This window comes from Undibacterium sp. TC9W (assembly GCF_049339865.1).
Lineage (GTDB): Bacteria > Pseudomonadota > Gammaproteobacteria > Burkholderiales > Burkholderiaceae_D > Undibacterium.
Genome location: NZ_JBMPPJ010000004.1, coordinates 172,521 through 195,543, shown reverse-complemented (window position 1 = coordinate 195,543; position 23,023 = coordinate 172,521). Strand labels below are relative to the sequence as shown.

Annotated in this window: 21 protein-coding genes and 1 pseudogene; 13 read left to right on the top strand and 9 right to left on the bottom strand. The window is 52.4% G+C overall.

The annotated features are described in order from the left end of the window. Positions 1 to 21: 21 nt before the first annotated feature. The 3 genes from ACO0LN_RS06815 to ACO0LN_RS06805 all read right to left on the bottom strand — a co-directional run bounded on the left by ACO0LN_RS06815 (position 22) and on the right by ACO0LN_RS06805 (position 3,316). A complete protein-coding gene (locus tag ACO0LN_RS06815) occupies positions 22 to 456 on the bottom strand; it encodes a hypothetical protein (RefSeq protein WP_422972189.1) in 435 nt (144 codons plus the stop codon). Between the two features lie 230 nt (positions 457 to 686). Beyond that, positions 687 to 2,765, bottom strand: a complete 2,079-nt coding sequence (locus ACO0LN_RS06810; RefSeq protein WP_422972187.1) for a multicopper oxidase family protein — start codon at positions 2,763 to 2,765, stop codon at positions 687 to 689. A 272-nt stretch (positions 2,766 to 3,037) separates the two neighbouring features. After that, complete coding sequence (locus ACO0LN_RS06805) at positions 3,038 to 3,316, bottom strand: hypothetical protein (protein WP_422972185.1); 279 nt, start codon at positions 3,314 to 3,316, stop codon at positions 3,038 to 3,040. A gap of 18 nt (positions 3,317 to 3,334) precedes the next feature. On the opposite strand from ACO0LN_RS06805, the gene ACO0LN_RS06800 reads away from it, so the two are divergent. The 3 genes and pseudogenes from ACO0LN_RS06800 (at position 3,335) to ACO0LN_RS06790 (ending at position 4,251) form a co-directional block, all read left to right on the top strand. Beyond that, positions 3,335 to 3,724, top strand: coding sequence for a tautomerase (locus ACO0LN_RS06800; RefSeq protein ID WP_422972184.1), 390 nt, complete (start codon positions 3,335 to 3,337; stop codon positions 3,722 to 3,724). Positions 3,725 to 3,943: 219 nt separating this feature from the next. Beyond that, positions 3,944 to 4,027, top strand: a pseudogene (locus tag ACO0LN_RS06795) (MarR family transcriptional regulator); the annotation flags it as partial. Positions 4,028 to 4,116: 89 nt separating this feature from the next. Further along, positions 4,117 to 4,251: a hypothetical protein gene (locus tag ACO0LN_RS06790; RefSeq protein ID WP_422972528.1), complete on the top strand. Its 135-nt coding sequence runs from the start codon at positions 4,117 to 4,119 to the stop codon at positions 4,249 to 4,251. Between the two features lies 1 nt (position 4,252). On the opposite strand, the gene ACO0LN_RS06785 is transcribed toward ACO0LN_RS06790, so the two are convergent. Next, on the bottom strand, positions 4,253 to 5,368 hold the full coding sequence (locus ACO0LN_RS06785; RefSeq protein ID WP_422972182.1) for a catalase family protein: 1,116 nt from the start codon (positions 5,366 to 5,368) through the stop codon (positions 4,253 to 4,255). A 247-nt stretch (positions 5,369 to 5,615) separates the two neighbouring features. Here ACO0LN_RS06785 and ACO0LN_RS06780 point away from each other — a divergent pair, with 247 nt between their 5' ends. Continuing rightward, on the top strand, positions 5,616 to 6,140 hold the full coding sequence (locus ACO0LN_RS06780) for a hypothetical protein (RefSeq protein WP_422972180.1): 525 nt from the start codon (positions 5,616 to 5,618) through the stop codon (positions 6,138 to 6,140). 134 nt (positions 6,141 to 6,274) lie between these two features. On the opposite strand, the gene ACO0LN_RS06775 is transcribed toward ACO0LN_RS06780, so the two are convergent. The 4 genes from ACO0LN_RS06775 to msrB all read right to left on the bottom strand — a co-directional run bounded on the left by ACO0LN_RS06775 (position 6,275) and on the right by msrB (position 11,014). Next, on the bottom strand, positions 6,275 to 7,717 hold the full coding sequence (locus ACO0LN_RS06775) for a coniferyl aldehyde dehydrogenase (RefSeq protein WP_422972178.1): 1,443 nt from the start codon (positions 7,715 to 7,717) through the stop codon (positions 6,275 to 6,277). 170 nt (positions 7,718 to 7,887) lie between these two features. Further along, positions 7,888 to 8,595, bottom strand: a complete 708-nt coding sequence (msrA, locus tag ACO0LN_RS06770; protein WP_422972176.1) for a peptide-methionine (S)-S-oxide reductase MsrA — start codon at positions 8,593 to 8,595, stop codon at positions 7,888 to 7,890. 24 nt (positions 8,596 to 8,619) lie between these two features. Continuing rightward, entirely contained in the window at positions 8,620 to 10,497 is a 1,878-nt protein-coding gene (locus ACO0LN_RS06765) for a cytochrome c biogenesis protein DipZ (RefSeq protein ID WP_422972174.1), read from the bottom strand. Between the two features lie 40 nt (positions 10,498 to 10,537). Then, on the bottom strand, positions 10,538 to 11,014 hold the full coding sequence (msrB, locus tag ACO0LN_RS06760) for a peptide-methionine (R)-S-oxide reductase MsrB (RefSeq protein WP_422972172.1): 477 nt from the start codon (positions 11,012 to 11,014) through the stop codon (positions 10,538 to 10,540). A gap of 153 nt (positions 11,015 to 11,167) precedes the next feature. On the opposite strand from msrB, the gene ACO0LN_RS06755 reads away from it, so the two are divergent. The 3 genes from ACO0LN_RS06755 (at position 11,168) to ACO0LN_RS06745 (ending at position 14,160) form a co-directional block, all read left to right on the top strand. Continuing rightward, entirely contained in the window at positions 11,168 to 11,884 is a 717-nt protein-coding gene (locus ACO0LN_RS06755) for a response regulator transcription factor (protein WP_422972170.1), read from the top strand. Continuing rightward, the gene (locus ACO0LN_RS06750) at positions 11,839 to 13,392 is read left to right on the top strand and encodes a HAMP domain-containing sensor histidine kinase (protein ID WP_422972168.1); all 1,554 of its coding nucleotides are present in this window, start codon (positions 11,839 to 11,841) and stop codon (positions 13,390 to 13,392) included. Before ACO0LN_RS06755 ends, ACO0LN_RS06750 begins: the two co-directional genes overlap by 46 nt. A 126-nt stretch (positions 13,393 to 13,518) precedes the next feature. Then, on the top strand, positions 13,519 to 14,160 hold the full coding sequence (locus tag ACO0LN_RS06745) for a phosphohydrolase (RefSeq protein WP_422972166.1): 642 nt from the start codon (positions 13,519 to 13,521) through the stop codon (positions 14,158 to 14,160). Positions 14,161 to 14,247: 87 nt separating this feature from the next. Here the strand turns inward: ACO0LN_RS06745 and ACO0LN_RS06740 are convergent, their stop codons facing one another. Next, complete coding sequence (locus ACO0LN_RS06740) at positions 14,248 to 14,799, bottom strand: fasciclin domain-containing protein (RefSeq protein WP_422972164.1); 552 nt, start codon at positions 14,797 to 14,799, stop codon at positions 14,248 to 14,250. Between the two features lie 396 nt (positions 14,800 to 15,195). Between ACO0LN_RS06740 and ACO0LN_RS06735 the strand changes: the two genes are divergently transcribed. From ACO0LN_RS06735 to ACO0LN_RS06710, 6 genes are all read left to right on the top strand, one after another. Continuing rightward, positions 15,196 to 17,259 carry a TonB-dependent receptor gene (locus ACO0LN_RS06735; protein ID WP_422972162.1) on the top strand — a complete coding sequence of 688 codons (2,064 nt, stop codon included), beginning with the start codon at positions 15,196 to 15,198 and terminating at the stop codon, positions 17,257 to 17,259. 61 nt (positions 17,260 to 17,320) lie between these two features. Next, positions 17,321 to 17,776 (top strand): nickel-responsive transcriptional regulator NikR, encoded by a 456-nt coding sequence (gene nikR / locus ACO0LN_RS06730; RefSeq protein WP_422972160.1) that lies wholly within the window; start codon positions 17,321 to 17,323, stop codon positions 17,774 to 17,776. 412 nt (positions 17,777 to 18,188) lie between these two features. Continuing rightward, positions 18,189 to 20,627, top strand: coding sequence for a TonB-dependent siderophore receptor (locus tag ACO0LN_RS06725; protein ID WP_422972158.1), 2,439 nt, complete (start codon positions 18,189 to 18,191; stop codon positions 20,625 to 20,627). A gap of 4 nt (positions 20,628 to 20,631) precedes the next feature. After that, on the top strand, positions 20,632 to 20,928 hold the full coding sequence (locus ACO0LN_RS06720) for an iron uptake protein (protein WP_422972156.1): 297 nt from the start codon (positions 20,632 to 20,634) through the stop codon (positions 20,926 to 20,928). Between the two features lie 14 nt (positions 20,929 to 20,942). Further along, the gene (locus ACO0LN_RS06715) at positions 20,943 to 22,616 is read left to right on the top strand and encodes a PepSY-associated TM helix domain-containing protein (RefSeq protein ID WP_422972154.1); all 1,674 of its coding nucleotides are present in this window, start codon (positions 20,943 to 20,945) and stop codon (positions 22,614 to 22,616) included. Then, entirely contained in the window at positions 22,609 to 22,920 is a 312-nt protein-coding gene (locus tag ACO0LN_RS06710) for a DUF3325 domain-containing protein (protein WP_422972152.1), read from the top strand. Before ACO0LN_RS06715 ends, ACO0LN_RS06710 begins: the two co-directional genes overlap by 8 nt. Positions 22,921 to 23,023: the final 103 nt, after the last annotated feature.

The window sequence follows — 23,023 nt, the reverse complement described above, 5'->3', positions numbered from 1 at the left end:
TTAGTTTGAAGGATAAAATGTTCATTGGGATGATCCTGTTGCGCATACCGCTTTACAGCTAAAGCTGAGTTCACGTTCGAATTTATGAGAATACACACGCTGCAAGCCAAAAGCATTTTTCGACGTCTGGCAACTGGCAGCGTCGATGCTGGATTCGCTGGCATGGACCAACACGTAGCGATTCTTCGACTGGTGATAGGTAAAGGTCTTTAACTTGCTTTGACCGGTTTTTGGATCCTGATATACCTGTGCACTGAAACGAAAGCCACCCTCGAGGTCGCGGGTATTCAAAGCAAACGGGTCACTGGAACGCTTGATTTCAACGCTGTTTTCTGTACCAGACACTTTGACTTCACAAACGGCGGCATCCTGAGCAATGGCAGGAAAAGCGCAGCATACAAATGCAGCAAAAATACCTGCTGTGATCGGCATTAAACTAGGCGAAGGTGTTGGCATGTTTTCCTCGATAAATATCTCTTAAACCTCAACAAATTTAAAACAGGGCTGTGCTATTGCAAGTTACTTGCTGGTTCGCGCGGGAAAGGTATCTGCACGGATAAATGCGATAACTCCCCCGCATCATCACTATGCTGCAGACCAATGATGCGCTGAATGCTCCAGACAGCAAAATGGCTGCCGTACAGGCAGACATTTTGAGAGTGCAAGATGTGCAATATTACAGCATGTTAGTGATGCGCCCCATGCCCACCTGTGGATGCACCGCCATTACCATCCGGCAGCACGACTTTGACGTTTTGCATCATGCCCTGGTCTTCATGATCGAGGATATGGCAATGCAAGACATATTCGCCGATATAACGCTGATAGCGGGTGCGGGTTTTGACGGTGTAGCCTGGTGTCGCCATGATGGTGTCTTTCCAGACTCCCTGCATACCGGCGTATTGCCCGATTGTTTTTGCTGTCGTATCTGTCAGTGCGCTGACATCAACACCGTTCTTATCGGTGATGCTGATAATCTGGTAGGGATTCACGTGGATGTGAAAAGGATGCTGTATCGGTGCTTCACCTGTGTCAGTTGGGTTGTAAGACTTGATATGCCATTCCTGTACCTGGCCCAAGATCAGAGTCTGATGGACTTCAGACGGTACATAGGGTGCACCGTTGACGTCAAACGCAATTTTGCCGCCGCGCTGATCTATGCCCAGTACCAGGTCAACCGGCTTTTGCGGGTCGGTAAGCTCGGATTCGGGTATCGCTTTATGCGGTACAAATTTGGTCAGTTTCAGGCCATCTTTCAAATCCCTGATGATGGTATCGCGCACACTTTTCGACAACAGGCCGGCTGCACGTACCAGTTCTTTGGTGACGAATTGCGTTTGATCACCGCTGGTCTTATTGCCGACTGCATGGATCACCGTGATCACCTTCGCATTGTTCGGCAAAGCTGAGATAAAGTCAGGCGCGCCTGAATCGCTATAGACGCAATAATCGCCTTTTTCTGGCAGGCTAAACAGGATGTCGCTGCGATAGCCCGGTTGCAAGGTATTGGTCACCTTGGCAAAAGCGCTGGGGCGGGTCAGGCCATCAGTTGCGACTTCAAACTGCAATACATCGATGCCATTACAGGCATTTTTTACTTCAGCCTGTAGTGCCTCGGGTGTGGCGGCAGTTGGTGTCAACTTGCTGACGTCGTTGATTTTGCGGATACGCAAAACGATGGATTCACGTACGCCTGCGTCTATCAAACGCCAGCGATACAGTTTGCCTGCTTCCATCACCAAAGGCTTGGCAGGATTCCGTGCAAAGCCGTTAATAAGCGTGTGACGGCCGGAATTGCCCCAGGCAGTGGGGGCGAATTGCGCTTTGAAATCCTGCACTACACCAATGTCGCCTTTCTTGCACAGCCAGGTTCCATCGGGATTGGTCTGTATCACGTCTATCTCTTTACCCGGGTTCTTGGGGTCAGGTCCCTTGATGAAGCAGGCATAGGGAATCTGCTGCATCAGCATCACTTCACCATAGTTGCCCGCTGCCGGTTTGAAAGGATTGAGCAGAGTATCAAGATCACCATTACTCAGCACAGTAGGCTGCCTGTCACCCTTGACGATCAGCGCGCCGGCCATGCCGCTACCAACTTGCATGGCAGTTGAGCCATGCACATGCGGGTGATACCAGAAAGTGCCGGCAGGGTGATCCGCCGGTACATTGTATTCATATTCAAAATTGACCTTGGGCTTGATCGCCAGCAGCACATTGTCACTATTGCCCGATGGTGAAATCCACAAGCCATGCGAATGCAAATTGGTCGTGTTGTAGCAATGTGGTGTATTGACATTGTCTTTTGCGACCAGCTCACAACCCGGCTCCTTGTCGAGGCGGTTACTGAGGTCAAAGCGCACAGTCTGTCCGGGTTTCATGACTACCGTAGGAGCAACGAAGTCGGGGCGCAGCAGATTAGGTGCACCAGAAACATTACGGCCATACGAACGCAAGGACACCTGGTCATATTCGCCTGTAGAGGGATTGTAGATAAATCCCGATGTCATTTGTATCGGCAGGAAATAACGGATTTCACGACCGGATCTTTCCACCATCTTGCGCTGCTCGCCGCTCAGCAGATTTGCCGCAGGCTTGATCAGGTCTGCCGCTACATCCTTGTCATCAATCTGGCTGGCCAGTGGCGGTGCCTGTGGCGCTTCTTTGGCTTTGGCATCCTGTGCCAGCGCAGTATGGCAAAACAGGCTAAGCCCTGTCATGGTGGCGGCACTAGCCAGGCGGCGCATTTGCTTCAATTGTTTGTGCATGAGATGCTCTTGAATTTGATTGATGAAAAGGAACTTGAGGAAGATTTTTGCAACAAGCTCACTATGTGGATATGAGCTTTGATTTCTTTTATGAGGCAATATTGCCAAACCGAATTATCTGCATCTGGAAAACATGGTTTCGCTGCATAAACATTCATTTTGGTCATTATTTTTTGCCAACTCAAGTTTATAAAACCAACATCTAACTTGCAATAAGCTTAAGCTGCCAAATCACAAAATCGTTGTTTTTTTGATAAATTTTTCAATTTGTTTCAAATTCTTGTTTTACCTGTGTCTAATCCAGCTCCCAGGATTGTTTTCAATGTGGTGTCGCTACTATCAATCAGGTGTGAGTCTCTTGACGGTATTCCTGTTGGCAAGTTTTCCACTACAGCAACGAGAGCACGTACATTCAGGCTTTCTTTACAAATGCTGGCATATGCAAGTATTTTCAAAAATACTTGTGCCAATGATTCACCATGCTGCCTGGCCTGTGACTTGCCGTATTTTGCTGGTGGCCTTAACAACAGCTTACCTTGGCCTTTACTCACGAAACCAGGAGATACTCGATGCCATATTTGCAGTTGGGCGTCAACCACCGCTATCCTGCCGACCTCAAAAAGGCCCTTACCAGACAGATGGCGACCACCTATGCCAGCCTCATGTCGGTTGATATACGCCGCATCAGCATCGCCATCCGCGAACTTGGCCAGGGAGGTGTCTGGAGAATGGTCGGTGGCGAGCCTGTTGCCGTTGCTGTACTGATGTGTGACATCCGCAAAGGGCGCACGCCAGAACTCCGCATGGAAGTCGCCAAGGCGCTGTGTGCTGATTGCATCGCAATCCTCGGCCTGCGAGAAGACCGGCTGAATGTCGAGTTCACCCAGCATTCAGGAGATGAGATGTATCACCCTACACTGGGTGGCTTCAGCCCTGAATGGTCTGAGAATGAAGCATAGACCTGTTGAACCGACTGGAAACGGCATGATGAATAAACCATATGGAGGCAGGATTTGACTCAGCAAAGTGCCAAAGACCCGCTTGTTTGCCATGGTGCTGCGTTACGCAAGGCCAGCCGCCGTGTTACCCAGCTATATGATGCCGTTCTTGCTCCATGCGGGCTGACTATTTCCCAGCGCCCGGTCCTCGTGCATGTGCAGCGTGCGGTATCACCGACGATGTCGGAACTTACCCATGCGATGGTATTTGACCGCTCGGCGCGTGCGCACAATCTGAAACCTTTGGAGCGCGATGGCTATCTCGTACAAACCAGGGACGCCAAAGACGGGCGAAGCAAACGCGTCACCCTGACGCCAACTGGCGCAGAAAAATTGAATGAAGCAAATCTGCTATGGCGAAAAGCACAGACCGCTTTGAAAAAACCTACGGCCCTGAGCGGGCAAAAGCCCTGCGTTTTGCGCTGGCGGATATTTTTACCGACGAATTTGCAGAGGCCTTACTGCAAGACCACACATCTATTTCCTGAATTACTCAGGAAAGTTATCCAGATTTTCTGGCTCGTTCATTTGCAGTCCATTATGCGCCGCACGGAATTTCGTCGACATGTCATAAGCGGCCTTGCGCGCCCGCATGATGGAACCGATAGGCCGATGGGCAGCAATACCGTGCCAGGGGTTGAAAGACATATTGTCATCCACCGCTTTTGAGCGTTGTTCACTCCACGCAAGTTGCGGCTGCATGATAATACGTGCGACCGGCAGATAAGGGCTGATGTCTTCTGGCCAGACGACGGATGCATCCTCCACCGGCATGCTGGCAAGATCGGTACACAATTGCACACGCACTTCCCACTCAGCAATATTGTCCTTGAAAAAATCGATGACTGCATCGCGCAAACCATTGGGTTTGCCATTGACGTTGAGCTCTGCACCGGCAAGCTCAGTCAGATTGGTCGAGACAGGAGCGATGCAGATTTTTGCCATATAGGGGCCAAACAACACCGGTGTCTTGCTAAAGAAAGTCTCACCAAGAATATGTGTCTCAGGATGACCGCCCATGCCGATGATGGTCGCACTTTCACCACCAAATGCTTCAATCACTTTTTCTGTGCCACGCAAGACAGCGGACAAGGCTTTCTTGAGACCAGGGGCTTTATTGGTCGTTGGGGCAAGCAGCTTCAAGGCATTTGAAAAATCCCTGGCACCTGCTGCAGAAAAACCGGGGCCGCCATTGACGAGGACAAAATCCTGGGTGACATCCCCTGCACTTCCATCCAGACGTTCCCCTTCTACACCGACTACTTTGACAGCCATGCCACGCGGTGTCGATACACTGTCATCCAGCATATCGCCTGGTACTGTAGAAAGACGCATGACGATGGGATAACTGCGCGGCGCAGCAAATATGCCCTGCGCCAATATCTGTGGCAAATTATCCATTACCTGCATTTCACCGCGCAACAGGCCGTGGCTTTTCGCATGCACGCTACGTGTTGCATGACCAGAGTCTTTGAACGTGACTTCAGAAATGTGCTTTAGCGACTGCAACAAGTCTGCAATGACCTCTGCCTCACCTTCTTCCGGTACTTCAAAAGAAGGCTGGTAAATCAATGGAGCTAATGCGTTACTGGCTTGTATGCTCATGGCATATCCTTAATAAATGGAGGCAAAGAATCCTGACTACTATCATGCTAATGACAAGATCATTCCCTGCGAGTAGGAAGGTGGGAGTCTTTTCTGTAGGCGGACATGCTGGCAGGCACTAAAGCACTCAAACACGTTGAGGAAGGTTTAAAGCGGTTGAAGGAACGGCAGCCAATCCTCAAGAGTATGGTATTGTCTTGGCAACTCGTGAAGCACAGGTTTTTATTCCCTCATCAAAAGGAGTCTTATGAAACTGCCCCGTTCTCTCATTACTGCTGCATCACTGGCAGTATTCAGTATGACGCCTGCCTTGCTGGCACATGCCAAGACACCGCAGCAGTTCAGTGCAAAAATTGATGGGAAGTTATTCGAGAGCGATGATGATGGCATTACCTATCTGATACCGACCAAGGGTGTACTGAACCTGATCGCTTCGACCAAAGGTGCATCTGCTTATCCCCCACCCAAGACACTGACAGACCGCCTGAGTATTATCTGCAGGAATTTTGACGGCAAGCCGGTCAAGTATCAGGCCAGGGATTTTAGTAATAGCGGCTGTGAAGTCAAATTCATCAAGGGTGAAAGCAAGAAGCCCTTTGGCGAACCGGTGGCTGAATACACTGCGCGTGATGGCAAGAACATGCTGGAGATTACTGCTGTCAATGGCAAACTCATCGAAGGCAAGTTTTCTTTTGAGCTGAGAGATACAAAGACCAAGGCAGTGCTAACGATCACTGAGGGTACGTTCAAGGCGGAAGACCGGCAGTTATAATCCGGTGTTTATAGTATTTATAGCGCTTATTGAAACTGATCAGCCACATATCGAACATGATGCAGTTAAGCAGTTCCCTGCGGTATTGCTTAAGCTATCTTTCAAAAATCTACCGCAGAACACAATTGGCGATATCAGGCTATCGCTTTCAGTAATTTCAACATGCGGGCAAATGTTTTTCCATACGGTGGATACAGCAGGCTGATGCCATTCAGCCTGCTTTGGTAAAACACTGGCTTTTCCTTGCTCAGACCCCGGAAGCCCCATTCGCCATGATAAGCTCCCATGCCGCTGGCACCAACGCCGCCAAAGGGTTGTGATTCCTGGCTCAAATGCCACAGGCAATCATTGATAGTCACGCCGCCAGACACGGTTTGTTGCAGTACCTGATCACGGTTGTCATTGTCGGTGCCGTACCAGTACAGTGCCAGCGGGCGCTCCCGGTTGTTAATGAATTCTATCGCCTCTTTGACGTTGCCTTGATAAGTAACGATGGGCAGCAAGGGGCCAAAAATTTCTTCCTGCATGATGCGCATGTCTGGCGTGGCATTCAAGACCAGCACAGGCGCCTGTTTGCGTGCGGCTGTCATGCCTGCAGACTGGGCAGTGCTGGTGAGTGGCAGCAATTGCGCACCCTGCTCTACTGCGTCATTCAATAAGCCTTGCAAGCGCTGGTAATGATGGTCGTTGATGATGGCGGTGTAGTCTGGATTCTCTTCCAGCACCGGATACATCTTGCCAGTGGCAGCTACCAGCGCGGCCACCAGTTCATCGCGCTTGTCTGCTGGCACCAGCACATAATCCGGTGCCACGCAGGTCTGGCCGGCATTAAGTAATTTGCCAAAAGCCAGGCTGGCTGCGGCAGTTTTGATGTTGGCGCTGGCATCCACAATTGCCGGGGATTTGCCACCCAGTTCCAGCGTTACCGGCGTCAGGTTCTTGGCTGCTGCAACTGCCACATGCCTGCCGACTGCGGTCGAACCGGTGAACACCAGATGATCGAAGCGCTGTTCAGAAAATGCCTTGGCCACGTCTGCACCGCCAGTGACGACCACCATTTCATCTTCAGAGAAATAATCAGCAACCAGCTTGGCCAGCAGTGCTGAATAATGTGGAGTCAGCTCTGAGGGTTTGAGCATGACCCGGTTGCCTGCGGCAAAGGCAGCAATGGCTGGCCCCAGCGCAAGTTGATGCGGATAATTCCATGGCGAGATGATGCCGACCACACCCAGCGGCTGACTCAGCAACCTGTTCTTTGCAGGCAGGTATTGCAGGGCAGTGGCAGCACGACGCGGCTTCATCCAGCCAGCAAGGTGGCGTCTGGTGTGCTTAATGGAAGAAACGATGAGCGATAAATCGGCCAGTTCAGTTTCGTGTGCTGAGCGATGTCCAAAATCCTTACAGATCGCCTGATTGATTTCTGCACCATGTTGCACGGTTATTTTTTCGAGACGGCTGAGCCAGTCCAGCCTTTGCTGCAGATCAGGGTGAGGCTGGGTACGACAGGCAGCCCGCAAACGCTTGAGCGTGGCTTCCAGGGTTTGCGCAATGACTTCGGGTGCCAGATTCATTTCCATACCAGTCTCCTCAACATAATGATCATTTATGTAATTTTTGCCATTATGCGTCAAATTTCAAGGGGATCAAGGTATAAATGTATGAGGAACCTTTGATATCAAAAATAGACATGAAAACCGGCCAGTATCAGTTGACCAATACCTGACCGGTTTTTTTTAATACTAGCTACTCAAATGCCTTTACGCACAAGCACTGGATCTGCCCGATATACCGCAGGAATGACACGCTTGAGGTTTTCAACCTTGGGCAAGTCGTTGATGGCGATGTATGGCTCATTAGGATGCAGGGTCAGGTAATTCTGGTGATAGGCCTCTGCCGGGAAAAAGCCTGTGTCTGCTTCCAGGGTGGTCGCCAGTTTGCTGCGAAAAGCGCGCGAGGCGTTCAACTGGGTGATGTATTTTTCAGCCACATCGCGTTGCGTTGGCGTGGCTGGGAAAATCGCGGAACGGTATTGCGTGCCACTGTCCGGCCCCTGGCGATTCAACTGGGTTGGGTCATGCGCGACTGAGAAAAATATCTGCAGCAACTTGCCATAACTGATCTGGGTAGGATCATAGGTCACCTGCACTGCTTCTGCATGACCGGTTGCACCAGAACCTACCAGTTCATAATGCGCAGTTGCTGCCTTGCCACCGGCATAGCCGGAGACTGCATTGGTGACACCGCGCACATGCTGGAATACACCTTGCACACCCCAGAAGCAACCACCGGCGAAAACTGCAGTTTCTGTCTTGGCGCTACCTGTTGGTACATCCACCACTGGCGCGGCAATGACTACTGCCGCTTCGCCGGCACGCACCTGGCCATTCAAAACCAGTGCTGCGGCGACACCACCTATGCCCAGTACCAGGGCTGTGAAACTGTTTGCTATTTTCATGTCGTACTCCTTGTAGAAGGAAAATCAACCAAAAGTGAAGGCGTAGGCTTCCACGCCAGGATCAAGAAACTCTATGCTGAAAGTATGCTCAACGACTTTGCCGGATTGTCGCACCAGTTGGTACAAGCGCTGACCAGTCACCGTACCAGTACCGTCTGCGGCGATGTCACTGCCATGTGCAGCACCTGGCGCAGCACCGTCGATAGTGACGCGGAAACGCACAGGCTTGCCGTCTTTGCCGGGCCCCAGCACCAGATGCAGGTCACGGGCCTGGAAGCGGTAAGTGATGCGCCCGTCCTTTTGCGTCAGGGCGGCATGTTCTTCCTGCACCTTCCAGTTACCTGCCAGACCCCATTGATTCAGCGCGAGTTGCGCTGGCAGGCTGTAATCCGCATTGCGATTTTGCTGTACACCGCGAGCTGAAACAAAGTTTTGCACGCGGCTGTAACCAAGATAGGTTTCTGGCGATTTCACCTGGCTATCGTCCGCAGCCATTTGTGCACCGGCCGCCCCCGTCTCGATGACGACATCATTGGCGACATTTTTCTGGCCTGCTTCTTCCAGCAATTGCTGTATCACCTGTTCGGATTGCACATACTCACCTTCACCAAAATGATGGTGGCGTATGCGGCCAGTGGCATCGATGAAATAATGCGCAGGCCAGTACTTGTTGCCAAAGGCACGCCAGATTGCATAGTTGTTGTCGATGGCAACCGGGTAGCTGATACCCAGGTCGCGCACGGCCTTGCTGACATTGGCAGGGTCACGCTCAAACGCAAATTCAGGCGCATGCACACCAATCACAACCAGACCCTGGTCGCGGTATTTCTTGGCCCATGCCTGCACATACGGCAGGCTGCGCAGGCAATTGATGCAAGAGTAGGTCCAGAAATCGATGAGCACGACCTTGCCTTTGAGCTCCCGCGCAGTCAGTGGTTTGGAATTGAGCCATTGTGTTGCACCATCCAGTGGCGGCATGCTACCCTCTTCTGGCAAAGAACCCGTTGCTGCATTATTGCCATGCGCAGACATCGTGGCATTCGATGGTGCCATGGTGTTGGATGTCATTTGCTTGTTCGATGCCATCATGGCATTGGAAGCCATCATTGCATTCGAGGCCATCATCGCCCCCTGCTGCGGTGCGGTCTGTGCTGGTGCCGGATTGGCTTGTACATCTGGTGAATTTGGCGCATAGCGGTCTATCAATTGCTGTTCCAGACCTGAGGTGGCAACAGTAGATAAGCGTGTCAGCAGGCCAGTATCCAGACCCAGCGCAATCGCAGCAACACCGGCTATCATCGCAGCACCCAAAATGCGGCGTACCCATTCACCAGCACCCAGTGAGCGTTTCATCGCGGCAAATACCTTGCCACCTATCAGCAAGGCCACTGCCAGTGAAGTCGCGGCACCGGCAGCATACGCCAGCAGCAGGAAAGTTGTCTGTGCACTCGCACCATTGAGTGCTGCGCCAGTGAGCAGCAGACCAAGTACTGGCCCGGCACAGGGTGCCCACAACAGACCAGTCGCCACACCAAGCAATAACGATGAACCTATGCCAACGCCATCTGCCTGTGCCGTACTTGATAAACGGTCACCAGCAGCCACCAGTGGCTTGGTGAGCTTGTCAGCCAGGTGCGGGAACAATAACGTCAGGCCAAAGAACGCCAGCAAGGCCATTGCAAGCCAGCGGCCATATTGATTGGTCTGCAACACCCAGTTACCGCCAACCGCAGCTAGCGTGGCAACCGCGGCGAAAGTCAGCGCCATGCCGACCAGCAATGGCAAGCCACTGCGGCGGAAAGGCTGACCAGTGCGGGCGAAGACAAACGGCAGCACCGGCAGGATGCAGGGGCTGAGTATGGTCAGCACGCCACCAAGATAAGAAATAAGTATCAACAACATGTTTGCTTTCTGTATGCCGCTCAGGCTTAATCAGGCTTAATTACGCTTTACCCGGTGTGAATGTCATGGCTACACCATTCATGCAATAGCGCAGGCCGGTAGGACGCGGGCCATCATCAAAGACATGGCCGAGATGACCACCGCAGCGGCGGCACAGCACTTCTGTGCGCAACATGCCAAAGGTAGTGTCGGTCACATTGCTGACGGCGCGCTCCAGTGGCGCATAAAAGCTGGGCCAGCCAGTGCCGCTGTCAAACTTGGTTTTTGATGAAAACAGTGGCAACTGACAGCCAGCGCAACTGAACTGGCCGCTGCGGTGTTCATCATTGAGCGGGCTGGTGAAGGCACGCTCGGTCGCGCCACGGCGCAAGACCTCGTATTGCATGCCGGTCAGCAGACGACGCCATTCGGCATCGGTGCGTTGAACTTCAAACACATTACCCACAGGGGCGGCTGACAACATGCGGCTCATGGCGAGCATGCTGCCAGCCAGTAGAAATTGACGTCGGTTTTGCATATATCCTCCTTGGTGTATGTACAGCATCTGTGCCACTGTTCTTATTGTGCGCCTCAATCGCTGTCCAAGTCTTCACGTAAAGTTAAACGATTTGTGATACTTTTTTACCCGCAAATCCTGCACAATGACAACATTCGGATGGCGGGGAAAAGCGTGGATACAGCAAAAAATATACTGATCGTGGAAGATGACATGCCCATCGCCGACCTGCTGCGCCTGCACATGAAGGACGAGGGTTATCAGGTCACGCATTGCGCCGACGGCAGACAGGGCCTCGCACAATTGCGCACTGGTAACTGGGATGCCCTGATCCTCGACATCATGCTGCCCGGTGTGGATGGTCTGGAGATTTGCCGCCAGGCACGTGCCATGGAAAACTATGTGCCGATTATCATCATCAGTGCCCGTTCCAGCGAAGTGCACCGCATCCTGGGTCTTGAACTTGGCGCTGACGATTACCTGGCTAAACCTTTCTCGGTACTGGAACTGGTGGCCCGCGTCAAGGCCATGCTGCGCCGTGCCGATGCGATGGACAAGAGCCGCCGTACTGAAGCCGGGGATGTCGCCGTAGATGGCGTGGCCTTGTCACCAGTGACACGGGTTGCCACTGCCGATGGCAAGTTGCTGGACCTGACCCCGCGTGAATTTGATCTACTGTATTTTTTTGTGCGCCACCCCGGCCAGGTCTATTCACGTCTGGATTTACTCAACAAGGTTTGGGGTTATGAACATGAGGGGTATGAACATACCGTCAATACCCATATCAATCGCCTGCGTGCCAAGATAGAAACTAACCCAGCCGAGCCGCAGCGCATATTGACGGTATGGGGCAAGGGTTACCGTTATGCTTTGCCGGGAGAAGTCACTTGAAGCTGACGCTGTCCCAGCGCCTGTCGCTGGTTTTTTCTGTGTTGTTGCTGGCCAGTTGTGGCGTCTCTGCCTGGTTGCAGATACGCGCGAATGACATGCGCGAGATGGAAGTGGTGCAGGGCCTGTCGCGCGGACTGGCAGGCAGTATCGCTGTCAATGCACAATTGACGGGCACAGAAGAGATGGGGCCGGATTCTGTACGCCGCCTGTTTGACCAGTTAATGAGCGTCAACCCCAGTGTGGAAGTTTATCTGCTCGATGAAACCGGCAAGATCATCGGCAATGCGGCACCAACTGGCCGTATGAAGCGCGAGCAGGTTGATCTGACACCTATACGCAAATTCCTTGATGGCCGTATGTTGCCCATACTCGGTGACGACCCCCGCAGTATCACCGGGCGCAAGGTATTCAGCGCGGCGGCATTGCGCAGTAACAAGTCTGAGTCACATTACATCTACGTTATTTTGCAAGGCGAAGAACATGACCGCTATGCTGCGCATGCGGGTATCAATGCGGTGTTGCGTGTCACCCTGTTATCGATGGCACTGGTAGCATTGCTGACACTGGTGGCTGGCTGGGCTGCACTGCGCTGGGTCACCCGACCTTTGCACAAGCTGGCAGACACCATGCGCCGTTTTGATACCCAGGCTGAACAGCCCGTCGTACCTCCACCGTCAGCACAGGCTACCAACCAGCGTGATGAAATTGCCGTGCTGGAAACCAGTTTCGGGCAAATGGCGACGCGCATCAATGAGCAATGGCATACATTGAAGCAGATGGACCATGACAGGCGCGAAGTGGTCGCCAATATCTCCCATGACCTGCGCACGCCGTTGACATCCATCCACGGTTACCTGGAAACCCTGACTGCCAGAGATGCGACGCTGGATGCTGCTGAGCGCCAGCGCTACCTGGCGATTGCGCTGGGCCAAAGCCGCAAGGTTGGCCGTCTGGCGCAGGCGCTGTTTGACCTCGCGCGTCTCGAACATGGCGGCGTAGCGCCAGAGCCTGAAGCCTTCATGCTGAATGACCTGATACAGGACGTGTTCCAGAAGTTTGAGCTACAGGCGCAAAACGGCCAGGTCAGGCTGGAAGCAGAGCTGGATGGCAATGCCATGGTCATGGCAGACCTGGGCATGATAGAGCGGGTGCTGACCAACCTCATCGACAATGCCATACGCCATACGCCGGCAGGCGGCGCGGTGACTGTGGCGGTAGCAAAACGCTCGCAGGCAGTGGAAATCTGCATACGTGATACTGGCCCCGGCATACCCGCTGAATTACTGGACAAGCTGTTCAAGCGGCCGTTTGCACTCAGCGGTGCAGGCCACGGTGGCGGCCTGGGTTTGCTGATCGTGCACCGCATCCTGCAATTACACCATAGCAGTATAGAATTACGCACAGACCCTGCTGCAAACAGCACGGGAGCCTGCTTCTGCTTTGCCCTGCCACTGGCAACTGGCGCTGCGGGTAACATTAACTCATCGATAAATAAACAGATTAAGTAGGACTTACGAAAAATTGTCACAACCAGGCGTAGCGACTAAGACAGTACTTTAGTACGCGGCTCCTAGGAGAGGAGCTGCAACGCAGTTGGGGCGGTTTTGCGTAAGTCCTATTAAGGAAAAGCACCATTGAAAACTAGAGCATGGATCAGGCTGCCGTCAGGCAAACACCTTGACCTGATCAACCCCGATCCCCAGGCCTGGCTGGATAGCGACCTGGCAGACAGACTGTCGAGAACTTACCGCTGGGGTGGCGAATCCTGTTGGCCACGACCACTGTCAGTAGCCCAGCATAGCCTGAACGTACTTGCCCTGCGCAGTACCATGACAGAAACACCCATGAGCGCAGGAGCTGCCTTGCGCGAACTCTTGCATGATGGTGAAGAAGGCCTGCTGGCCTTCGACTGTATTTCACCGCTGAAAGCCGTATTAGGCGCGCCGTTCAAGGAAGTCAGCGACAGGCTCACAGATGCGATCGTCAGACGCTATCAGCTACCCGCCTGGGATGATATGGATTACCGCCTGCATAAGCTTGCGGATGAACTGATCGCCGCCTCAGAAGCCGTACATTGCGCCGGCTGGCCGCGCAATGAAGTACTGGATGTGCTGGAAATCAAACTCCCCATCCTCGAAGAAGACCCGCTGGCAGAAATCTATGATTGCCAGCCATGGGAACCATGGACACCGGAAGTGGCCTGTGAGCGGTTTTTGGAAAAACTTATTTCGCTGAATTCCTTGAATTCACTGAGCATTACTGTACCGGGAATATGAAAATCAATGCCGGAAAAATCCGGCATTGATACTGCACCATTCACTCCGGCCATCTCTGATACTTCTGTATCGGATACAGCCGCATCATCACTTGGGCATCAAGACGGTATCAATGACATTGATAACGCCATTCGATTGATACACATCATAGGTGCTGATGCTGGCGACATTGCCGCTTTCATCCTTGACGCTGATGTTATGCGGGCCATTCATCATGAACGATAATTTGCCACCACTGGCTGTCGCCAGTTCTATGGGGCCGCCCTGCTTTTTGATCTGGGTAGAAATACTCATGAAATCATGTTTGCCTGGTACTACGTGGTAAGTCAATATCTTGGTCAACGTGGTTTTGTTTTCTGGTTTGACCAGGGTTTCCACGGTACCTGCTGGCAGCTTGGCAAACGCAGCATTGGTTGGAGCAAACACCGTGAACGGGCCTTTGCTTTTCAGCGTATCGACCAGGCCTGCTGCTTTGACTGCGGCGACCAGCGTGGTGTGGTCAGCAGAATTGACGGCGTTATCAACGATGTCTTTGGATGGCATCATACTCTGGCCACCGACCATGACATCAGCAGCACTGGCGATGGATGTTGCAGCCATGGCGGCGGCGAAGACAAGAGCGTAGTTAAATTTGCGCATGATCATTTCCTTTTAAGATAAGTGCGAGTTCGCATCAAGTTCTACGGATTAAAAATCATATCGGTTTCAACTATTTCAAATAATCCCCATTTAAGCCATTTCCCAGTTTCAACCCTGTTTCGCACATCCACAACAATCATCCTGCTGCTCCCGGCATCATTTGAAGAAAACATGTCGATATGAAGATGATAAAAAAGCTTCACGCCCGCAATAGATTCTTTGCTGCCACATTGATGACATAAAAATATTTAGTGGCTGTTGCAAAATTATGAATCCATTTTTTTGTTTCCTGCGTATTAAGAATTGCTAGCGGAAGTTGTCGTACTCGTTCGCTGAAGCAAAGTAATGCAAATACTGCAAATGAATTCAGCACAAAAGTATACTAATGGAGCAACAATGCAAAAAACCAAGATAAACCGTGCTCTGCTTTCCTGCTTTGGTTTTTTGCTATTGCAAACTTTTCAGACCGTACAAGCAGACGAATCGGAAAAAGTCGCTACCGTGCAAGTATTGGGAAATTACGATAATGCCGTAGGCAGCAGCAATGCCGCCAGCCAGGGTTCAGTGACATCCAATCTTGTCAGTAACCGCCCTGCCCTGCGTACTGGTGAATTGCTGGAATTTGTACCAGGCATGATCGTCACTCAGCATAGTGGTGATGGCAAGGCCAACCAGTATTTTTTGCGCGGTTTCAATCTTGACCATGGCACTGACTTTGCCACCTTTGTTGATGGCATGCCGGTCAATATGCGCACCCATGCGCATGGCCAGGGTTATTCTGATTTGAATTTCCTGATTCCTGAGCTGGTACAGCGCATTGACTACAAGAAGGGGACGTATTTTGCTGATGAAGGTGACTTTGCCTCTGCCGGTGCTGCTCATCTTCGCCTGGCTGACAAGCTGGGGGCTGGCATCGCCAGCCTGTCTTTAGGGGGCTATGGCTATCAGCGGGCAGTGCTGGCAAATTCAGTGGCACTGACGAATGGCAATTTGCTGTATGGACTGGAAATCAACCGCAATGATGGCCCCTGGGTTAATCCTGAAAATGTGCGCAAATATAGTGCCGTGCTGCGTTATAGCCAGGGCAATCATGACGATGGTTACAGCGTGACAGCCATGGCTTACAAGAATAACTGGAATTCCACAGACCAGATACCCTTGCGTGCTGTGCAGTCTGGCCAGATCAGCCGCTTTGGTGCGCTTGACCCTACGGATGGTGGACAAAGTTCTCGTTACAGCCTGTCTTATGCCATGAAGAAGCGCAGCCAGGATGGCATGTTTGAAATGGATGCCTATGCCGTGCAATCCAGTCTTGACCTGTTCAGCAACTTTACGTATTTCCTGGCAAACCCTGATACGGGTGACCAGTTCAGCCAAAGTGAGAAGCGCCAGATACTGGGGATGAATATCAGCCAGACCTGGCCGCTGACTGTGGCTGATCTTGAAATGCATAACAAGATAGGTGTGCAGTTGCGTTACGATAAACTGTCACCCGTCGGCATTTATAACACCATCGCACAGCAACGCATATCAACAATACGCGAAGACAGCGTGAAGGAAGCCAGCGCTGGTTTTTATGCAGAAAATTCCATACAGTGGCACCCCAAATTCCGCACTATTGCAGGGCTGCGTTACGATGCTTATCGCTTTGATGTCAATAGCAGCATAGACGGCAATTCAGGCAAAGCCAGTGACCATATCGTCTCGCCCAAATTGTCATTGATCTTTGGCCCATGGAACAAGACCGAATATTTCATCAACTACGGCAGCGGCTTTCACAGCAATGATGCGCGCGGCACCACGCAAACACGCTTGCCTGATGGCGGAGCCTCCACACCGGTGACACCGCTGGTAAAAACCAGGGGCGCAGAACTGGGTATGCGCACAGAAATCATCCCAGGTCTGCAAAGCTCGCTGGCACTGTGGCGGCTGGATATTGCCTCTGAACTCTTGTTTGTCGGTGATGCTGGTGAAACCGAACCCAGTCGCGCCAGCCGCCGTACCGGCATAGAATGGAACAACCATTACATCGCCAGACCATGGCTGTTGTTTGACCTTGACCTGGCAGCATCCCGGGCTCGTTATACACAAAATGATATGGCGGGTAATTACATCCCGGGCTCTATCGACAAGGTGGCCTCTTTTGGCGTAACGGTGACTGACCTGGGCCGCTGGTATGGTGGTTTTGAGCTGCGTTATTTTGGCCCACGTCCTTTGATTGAAGATAATAGCGTACGCTCTTCATCGACCACGCTGGCCTATGCCCGCATGGGTTACCGTATCAATGCCAGGACCAAGCTGACGGTGGATGTATTCAACCTCTTCAACAAGCAGGCCAGCGACATTGATTATTATTACCAGTCGCGTTTGCCACGTGAAAGCATGGAAGGTGCCAGCGATATTCATTTTCATCCGGTCGAGCCACGCTCTGTCAGGCTGACGCTGACTCATAATTTTTGACACAGGATGACAATGCCTGCGTGTATGATCACATGCATTATTTTTCACGGCGAGGTAGATAATGCGCCGCCTGACCATTTCCGTTGACGAAGACCTCGCTGATGCCTTTGATGCACTGCTAACGCGCAAAGGCTATCTGAACCGTTCAGAGGCTTTTCGCGATGTGGTGCGCAAGGAGTTGGGGCAAACCGATGTAGCAGAAGGCAAGACCAAATGGTGTGTCGCGACTGTCAGATTTGTGTATGACCATCACGAGCGCCAGTTATCCAATCGTCTGACCCAGATGCAGCATGAACATCATGACCTGACCGTAGCTTCGCAGCATGTACACCTGGACCACGATAATTGCCTGGAAACCCTGATCCTCAAAGGCAGGCTGGCAGAAGTGCATGCCTGCGCCAATGCCATCATTTCTCAAACCGGCGTCAGGCATGGCAATGTGCATATCGTTCCGGTAGAGATGAAAAAAGAAAAATACACCCAGGTCGGGCATACCCATATTCATCCGCATCGCTGAATCAGCGAGCGGCATTCAAGCAACGATATATAGATATCAGTTTAGCTGAATCCGTTTTATTTGATACACCATACTTCCAATACAGTTATCGTTACCTGTCTTATCCTCACCCGTCCAATAGCATTCCCTCAGCATCCCCCCATAAGCGTCTGCACATACAAAATTTCAGAAATTATTAAAACTGGAATGTCTGTTAATTGATCTGCCCTGCCTTCCATATTTGGCTCCGGCCAGTACACTCAATATGGAATCAAACTTGCTAAAAATCTGCAAATTCCCCTGAAGTTTATCGGCGGATCACGCATAGGTCTTCGACAAAAACCCAGACATAGTTTGTGGAATATCAAAACATTTCCCATGATTAATATATAATACGAATCATTCTCATTCTCATTAATATAAAAAAGAAAACATGCGCCGTTCTTTCTTACTCCAGCCACTTCCCTCAGCACATTCATCGCGCCGTGCGCCCATCACCGCCTCCCTGACTGTCTGCGCAGCCCTGGTTGCCAGCACCTTCATGGCAACAACTGCATTTGCACAAACGGCAGCAACGGCTGCCCGTTCCTATGATATCGCTGCCCAGCCTCTGGGTGATGCGCTGACTACGTGGGCACGCCAGACCGGTGTGCAACTGAGCTTGCAGGCATCCCAGGTCACAGGCAAGACTGCGCCTGCGGTACAAGGAACGCTGGCAGACCGTGAAGCGCTGGATTTGCTGCTGGCTGGCAGCGGCCTGGTGGCGACAAAGGATGGCAACTCTGTGGTCATCAAAGCCGCTGTCGCAACAACTACCAGCACAGCAACACCGTCTGTCAGCATGCAAAGCGTGAATGTGACTGCCAACAGACTGGGGCGTATCACTGAAGGCAGCGAGTCTTATACACCTGGCACCATCGCCACTGCGACACGTATGGTACTGACACCGCGTGAAACGCCACAGACCATCAGCGTGGTGACAAGACAAGAGATGGATGACTTCAATCTCAATTCCATCGACCAGGTGATGATGCACACGCCTGCCATCAGCATCGTGACTTATGACAGTGAACGCACTGAATACTATGCACGCGGCTTCGCCATCCAGAATTTCCAGTATGACGGCATCCCCATGACGCGCAATTCCTCCTACTCTGCGGGTAATACGCTGAGTGACATGGCCTTGTACGACCGTGTGGAAGTACTCAAGGGTTCGACCGGTTTGCTGACAGGCAGCGGCATGCCTGGTGCGACAATCAACCTGATCCGTAAAAAACCGACACGCAAGTTCAGCGGCAATGCATCCGTCTCGGCTGGCACATGGAATACTTACCGTGGCGACGTTGATGTCGGTGGCGCAGTCAATGAGAGCGGTAGCGTGCGCATACGCGGCGTGGCTGCGTATCAAGACCGCCAGTCCAATCTTGACCGCTACTCACGTTCAACATCGACGCTGTACGGCATCATGGAAGCGGATATTGCCCCCGGCACATTGCTGACCATCGGTGGCGATTTCCAGAACAATGAACCCAAGGCATCTACCTGGGGCGGCATCCCTTTGCTGAACTCAAAAGGTGAGTTCAATGACATGCCACGCTCTCACAATAATGGCACCAACTGGAGCCATTGGGATCAATATACCCGCACTGTCTTCGCTACGCTGGAGCACAAATTCGCAAATAGCTGGATCGCCAGATTGCAATACAACCACCAGATCAACGGCTATGACGCCGCATTGGGTGCCGCCGCCAGTGGTTACCCCAATCCGGCCGATGGCAAGGGCGTATCAATGTGGGTAGGCAAATATGTAGGCCGCACCACCAGCGATGCTTTTGATGGCTATGTCAGCGGCCCTTTCACTCTCGGCGGGCGTGAACATGAGCTGGTGATAGGTGGCAGCCTCTCCAAATCCCGCTGGACCAATAATGGCTATAGCGCACCATCCAGCTACAGCACCACGGTGCCGGATTTTTATCACTGGCAAGGCAATGTTGCTGAACCGGCCTGGCCGTCAACACCCAGTTTTGGCAATGATGAAACCACGCGTGAACGTGGCCTGTATGCTGCAGCCCGCTGGGATTTGCATGACAGCACAAAGCTGATCACCGGTGGCCGCTGGTCCAGTTACCGCAACCGCGAACAAGGTATGGAAGAATCCGGCGTATTCGTCCCTTATGTCGGTGCCGTAGTCGATATCAATAAAAACTACTCGGCCTATGCCAGCTATACCAATATCTTCAGCCCGCAATCCAACCAGGATACACAGGGTCGCACACTGGCACCGGTTGAAGGCAAGAATTATGAAGCCGGTGTCAAGGCTGCTTTCTTTGGTGATCGACTGAATATTTCAGCAGCCGTGTTTGAACTGGTGCAGGATAACTTTGCCATAGAAACCAGTGGCTTGACCCCATCGGGCGGCATCGCATACCGTGCAGCACAAGGCGTCAAGACCAAGGGATATGAAATGGAACTGTCAGGCCAACTGGCAGCAGGCTGGCAAATGCATGCAGGTTATTCACACAATATTTCACGCCAGCAGGGTCAACGTGTAGCTACCCTGACGCCATCCAACCAGTTCAGCCTGTATACCAGCTATAAACAAAATGCCCTGACACTGGGCGGCGGCGCGCGCTGGCAAGACAAAACCTGGGGTGACATCAGCAAACCTACGGGTGAGACCATACGCCATACGGTCGATAGCTACTGGCTTTTTGATGCCATGGCGCGCTATGAGTTCAGCAAACAATTGTCTGCGTCAGTCGGCGTGAAAAACCTGTTCGATAAAAAGTATTACACCATCTTCAATTGGTATAGTACCTATACCTGGGGTGAGCCACGCAGTGTGAACCTGAACATGAACTATAAGTTCTGATGCCATGGCAAGCCAAGCGCCTGCCAGGCTGGTTCTGGCCCATCGTTTTGTAGCCGCCATATTTGGTGCCTACATTTTTTCCTGGGGTTTCATCACTCTGGGAATGGCTGGCTTGTTTGCGCTTGGCATATCCTTTCATGATGCCGAGCACCTGAGCAGCATGCTGGTTTTTTTGGTGTATCTGGGTGCCTTCCTGTGGGCATTCATCGCTAAAAGCATGTTGCGCCTGTGGCTGTTGCTGGGTGGTGGCGGTGCCTTGATGGCCGTATGTGCATCAGCGCTGCAACACACCCTGGTTTGAAGAGAGAATTCACCATGTTCCAAAATTCCCGTCTTGCACTGGCCTGGCTGCATACCTGGCTGGGTCTGCTGCTAGGCTTTGTTCTTATCGTGGTGTTTTTCTTTGGTGCCCTGTCGGTATTTGACCGTGAGATAGACCGCTGGGCCATTCCGCAATCACGCTTTGCACCGCAGCCCATGCCGTCTTTTGACAAGGTGCTGCGCCCGGTGTTTGAAAGCATGCAACCCACGCAAGCCAGCGTCAACTCGATGCGCGACCGCGTCAATGGGGCCATGCCTGAGCGTTTTGATACCGTACGCCGCTGGGGTGCCTACACCACACACCGCGACCCGGTGCTGGGCATTTTCTCTGGCTATGAAATTCCCAATGCCAAAGACCCTGAAGATGCGGTCTGGGGTTCGCGCACCATAGACCCGCGCAATGGCAATGCGCTGCCAGATGACCTTCTCAAAATCGGCAGCCAGTTTTTTTACCCGCTGCATTACAGCCTGCACCTGAACTGGCTGAGCCTGGGCTACTGGATAGTCGGGTTCTCTGCCATGGTGATGCTGATTGCCTTGGTCAGTGGCATCGTCATGCACCGTAAGATATTCAGGGAATTGTTTACTTTCCGCGCCAAAAAACGTGGCCAGCGCCGTGTACTGGATTTGCATAACCTGACAGGTGTGGTCGCCCTGCCCTTCCATTTTTTCTTTGCCCTGACAGGCCTGATCATTTTTGCCGGGATCTATTTCCCTGTCACCCAGACCCAGCTTGCCCCTTTACATGAACTGCATGAAAAACTCGAAGCCCAGGAAACCGGCCTGCCGCAACATCGCTCTGGCATTGTGACTCCACTGGCGTCAGTAGATGCCATGATGGCCGAGGCGCAACGCCGCTGGGCCGGCCGTGGCATGGCAGGCGAGATCGGCTTCCTGGCGCTACAGCATGTTGGTGACAGCAATGGCTATGTCAGCATTTACCGCGCCGGCACAGACCGTATTGCCCTCACTGGCGAAGGCATACACTTCAAGGCATCGACAGGTGCAGTCTTGCGTGAAGATCCGCCGCAAACTGCAGTAGCTACCGTCAATGAATTTCTGACTGGCCTGCACCTGCAACATTTTCGCCACTGGCTGTTACGCTGGCTGTATGTATTTGGTGGCCTGTCAGGCTGCGTCTGCATTGCCACAGGGTTTATCTTCTTCGTTGAAAAGCGCAAACTGCAACATGCCAAACAGAGTAGCCAGGGTGTGCGCATTGTCGATGCGCTGGCAGTGACCACGGTCACGGGCACCCTGCTTGCCACCCTGGGCATGCTGACAGCCAACCGCTTGCTGCCGGATCAGCTACCTAATGGCTGGCCCGCACGCGGCGATCTTGAGCAATACCTGTTCTGGGCTAGCTGGGTATTGGCTATGGCACATGCATTCTGGCGTTCTGCCCCGGTCGCCAAAGCTGGCATTTCACCCGCATGGCAGGAACAATGCCGGGCAATAGCAGCAATGGCGGTGACAACTGTCTTGCTGAACTGGATCACGACAGGCGACCACCTGTTGCGTACTCTCGGCAATGCTTACTGGCCAGTAGCCGGTGTCGATCTCTTCATATTAGCCAGCGCTACTGTGGCAGTGTTGGCTGCCCATAACCTGAGACAACGGGCAAGCAGTACAGCATCTGCGCCAAACAAGGAAACCGCCCATGCCTGACACCCTGTTCTTGATTGCCGCCCTGGCTGCCAGTATAGCGGGCATGGGATGGCTGGCGCTGGCCATGGAAGTGCACTGGGAACAGGTACGCGGTACTCTTCCCCAGACACCGCAACTGGTCATACGCTTACGCTGCCTCGGTGCGGCAAGCTTGTTTGTCTCGCTGCTGCTATGCCTGAAAGTCGATCATGCATCCATGGCAGCTCTGGTATGGATCATGGCGCTGGCGTTTGCAGCCATCAGCACAGCCTTTACCCTGACATGGCGGCCGCACTGGTTGCGGGTGTTGGTATTCTGGGTATAAATCAACCTTGAGGATCACATCCCCCCATAAAGTACGCTGTCGAACAGAGACACCCGCTTATCTCTGACATCATCGATTCAATTTATAATGACCTGTCAGCATG

Coding starts and splice junctions, on each gene's coding strand:
- ACO0LN_RS06815 (WP_422972189.1), bottom strand. CDS start 456: ATGCCAACACCTTCGCCTAGTTTAATGCCGATCACAGCAGGTATTTTT.
- ACO0LN_RS06710 (WP_422972152.1), top strand. CDS start 22,609: ATGCCTGACACCCTGTTCTTGATTGCCGCCCTGGCTGCCAGTATAGCG.
- ACO0LN_RS06780 (WP_422972180.1), top strand. CDS start 5,616: ATGAAACTGCCCCGTTCTCTCATTACTGCTGCATCACTGGCAGTATTC.
- nikR (WP_422972160.1), top strand. CDS start 17,321: ATGCGCCGCCTGACCATTTCCGTTGACGAAGACCTCGCTGATGCCTTT.
- ACO0LN_RS06720 (WP_422972156.1), top strand. CDS start 20,632: ATGGCAAGCCAAGCGCCTGCCAGGCTGGTTCTGGCCCATCGTTTTGTA.
- msrA (WP_422972176.1), bottom strand. CDS start 8,595: ATGAAAATAGCAAACAGTTTCACAGCCCTGGTACTGGGCATAGGTGGT.
- ACO0LN_RS06725 (WP_422972158.1), top strand. CDS start 18,189: ATGCGCCGTTCTTTCTTACTCCAGCCACTTCCCTCAGCACATTCATCG.
- ACO0LN_RS06800 (WP_422972184.1), top strand. CDS start 3,335: ATGCCATATTTGCAGTTGGGCGTCAACCACCGCTATCCTGCCGACCTC.
- ACO0LN_RS06735 (WP_422972162.1), top strand. CDS start 15,196: ATGCAAAAAACCAAGATAAACCGTGCTCTGCTTTCCTGCTTTGGTTTT.
- ACO0LN_RS06785 (WP_422972182.1), bottom strand. CDS start 5,368: ATGAGCATACAAGCCAGTAACGCATTAGCTCCATTGATTTACCAGCCT.
- ACO0LN_RS06810 (WP_422972187.1), bottom strand. CDS start 2,765: ATGCACAAACAATTGAAGCAAATGCGCCGCCTGGCTAGTGCCGCCACC.
- ACO0LN_RS06750 (WP_422972168.1), top strand. CDS start 11,839: ATGGGGCAAGGGTTACCGTTATGCTTTGCCGGGAGAAGTCACTTGAAG.
- ACO0LN_RS06740 (WP_422972164.1), bottom strand. CDS start 14,799: ATGCGCAAATTTAACTACGCTCTTGTCTTCGCCGCCGCCATGGCTGCA.
- ACO0LN_RS06790 (WP_422972528.1), top strand. CDS start 4,117: ATGGCGAAAAGCACAGACCGCTTTGAAAAAACCTACGGCCCTGAGCGG.
- msrB (WP_422972172.1), bottom strand. CDS start 11,014: ATGCAAAACCGACGTCAATTTCTACTGGCTGGCAGCATGCTCGCCATG.
- ACO0LN_RS06775 (WP_422972178.1), bottom strand. CDS start 7,717: ATGGAAATGAATCTGGCACCCGAAGTCATTGCGCAAACCCTGGAAGCC.
- ACO0LN_RS06765 (WP_422972174.1), bottom strand. CDS start 10,497: ATGTTGTTGATACTTATTTCTTATCTTGGTGGCGTGCTGACCATACTC.
- ACO0LN_RS06715 (WP_422972154.1), top strand. CDS start 20,943: ATGTTCCAAAATTCCCGTCTTGCACTGGCCTGGCTGCATACCTGGCTG.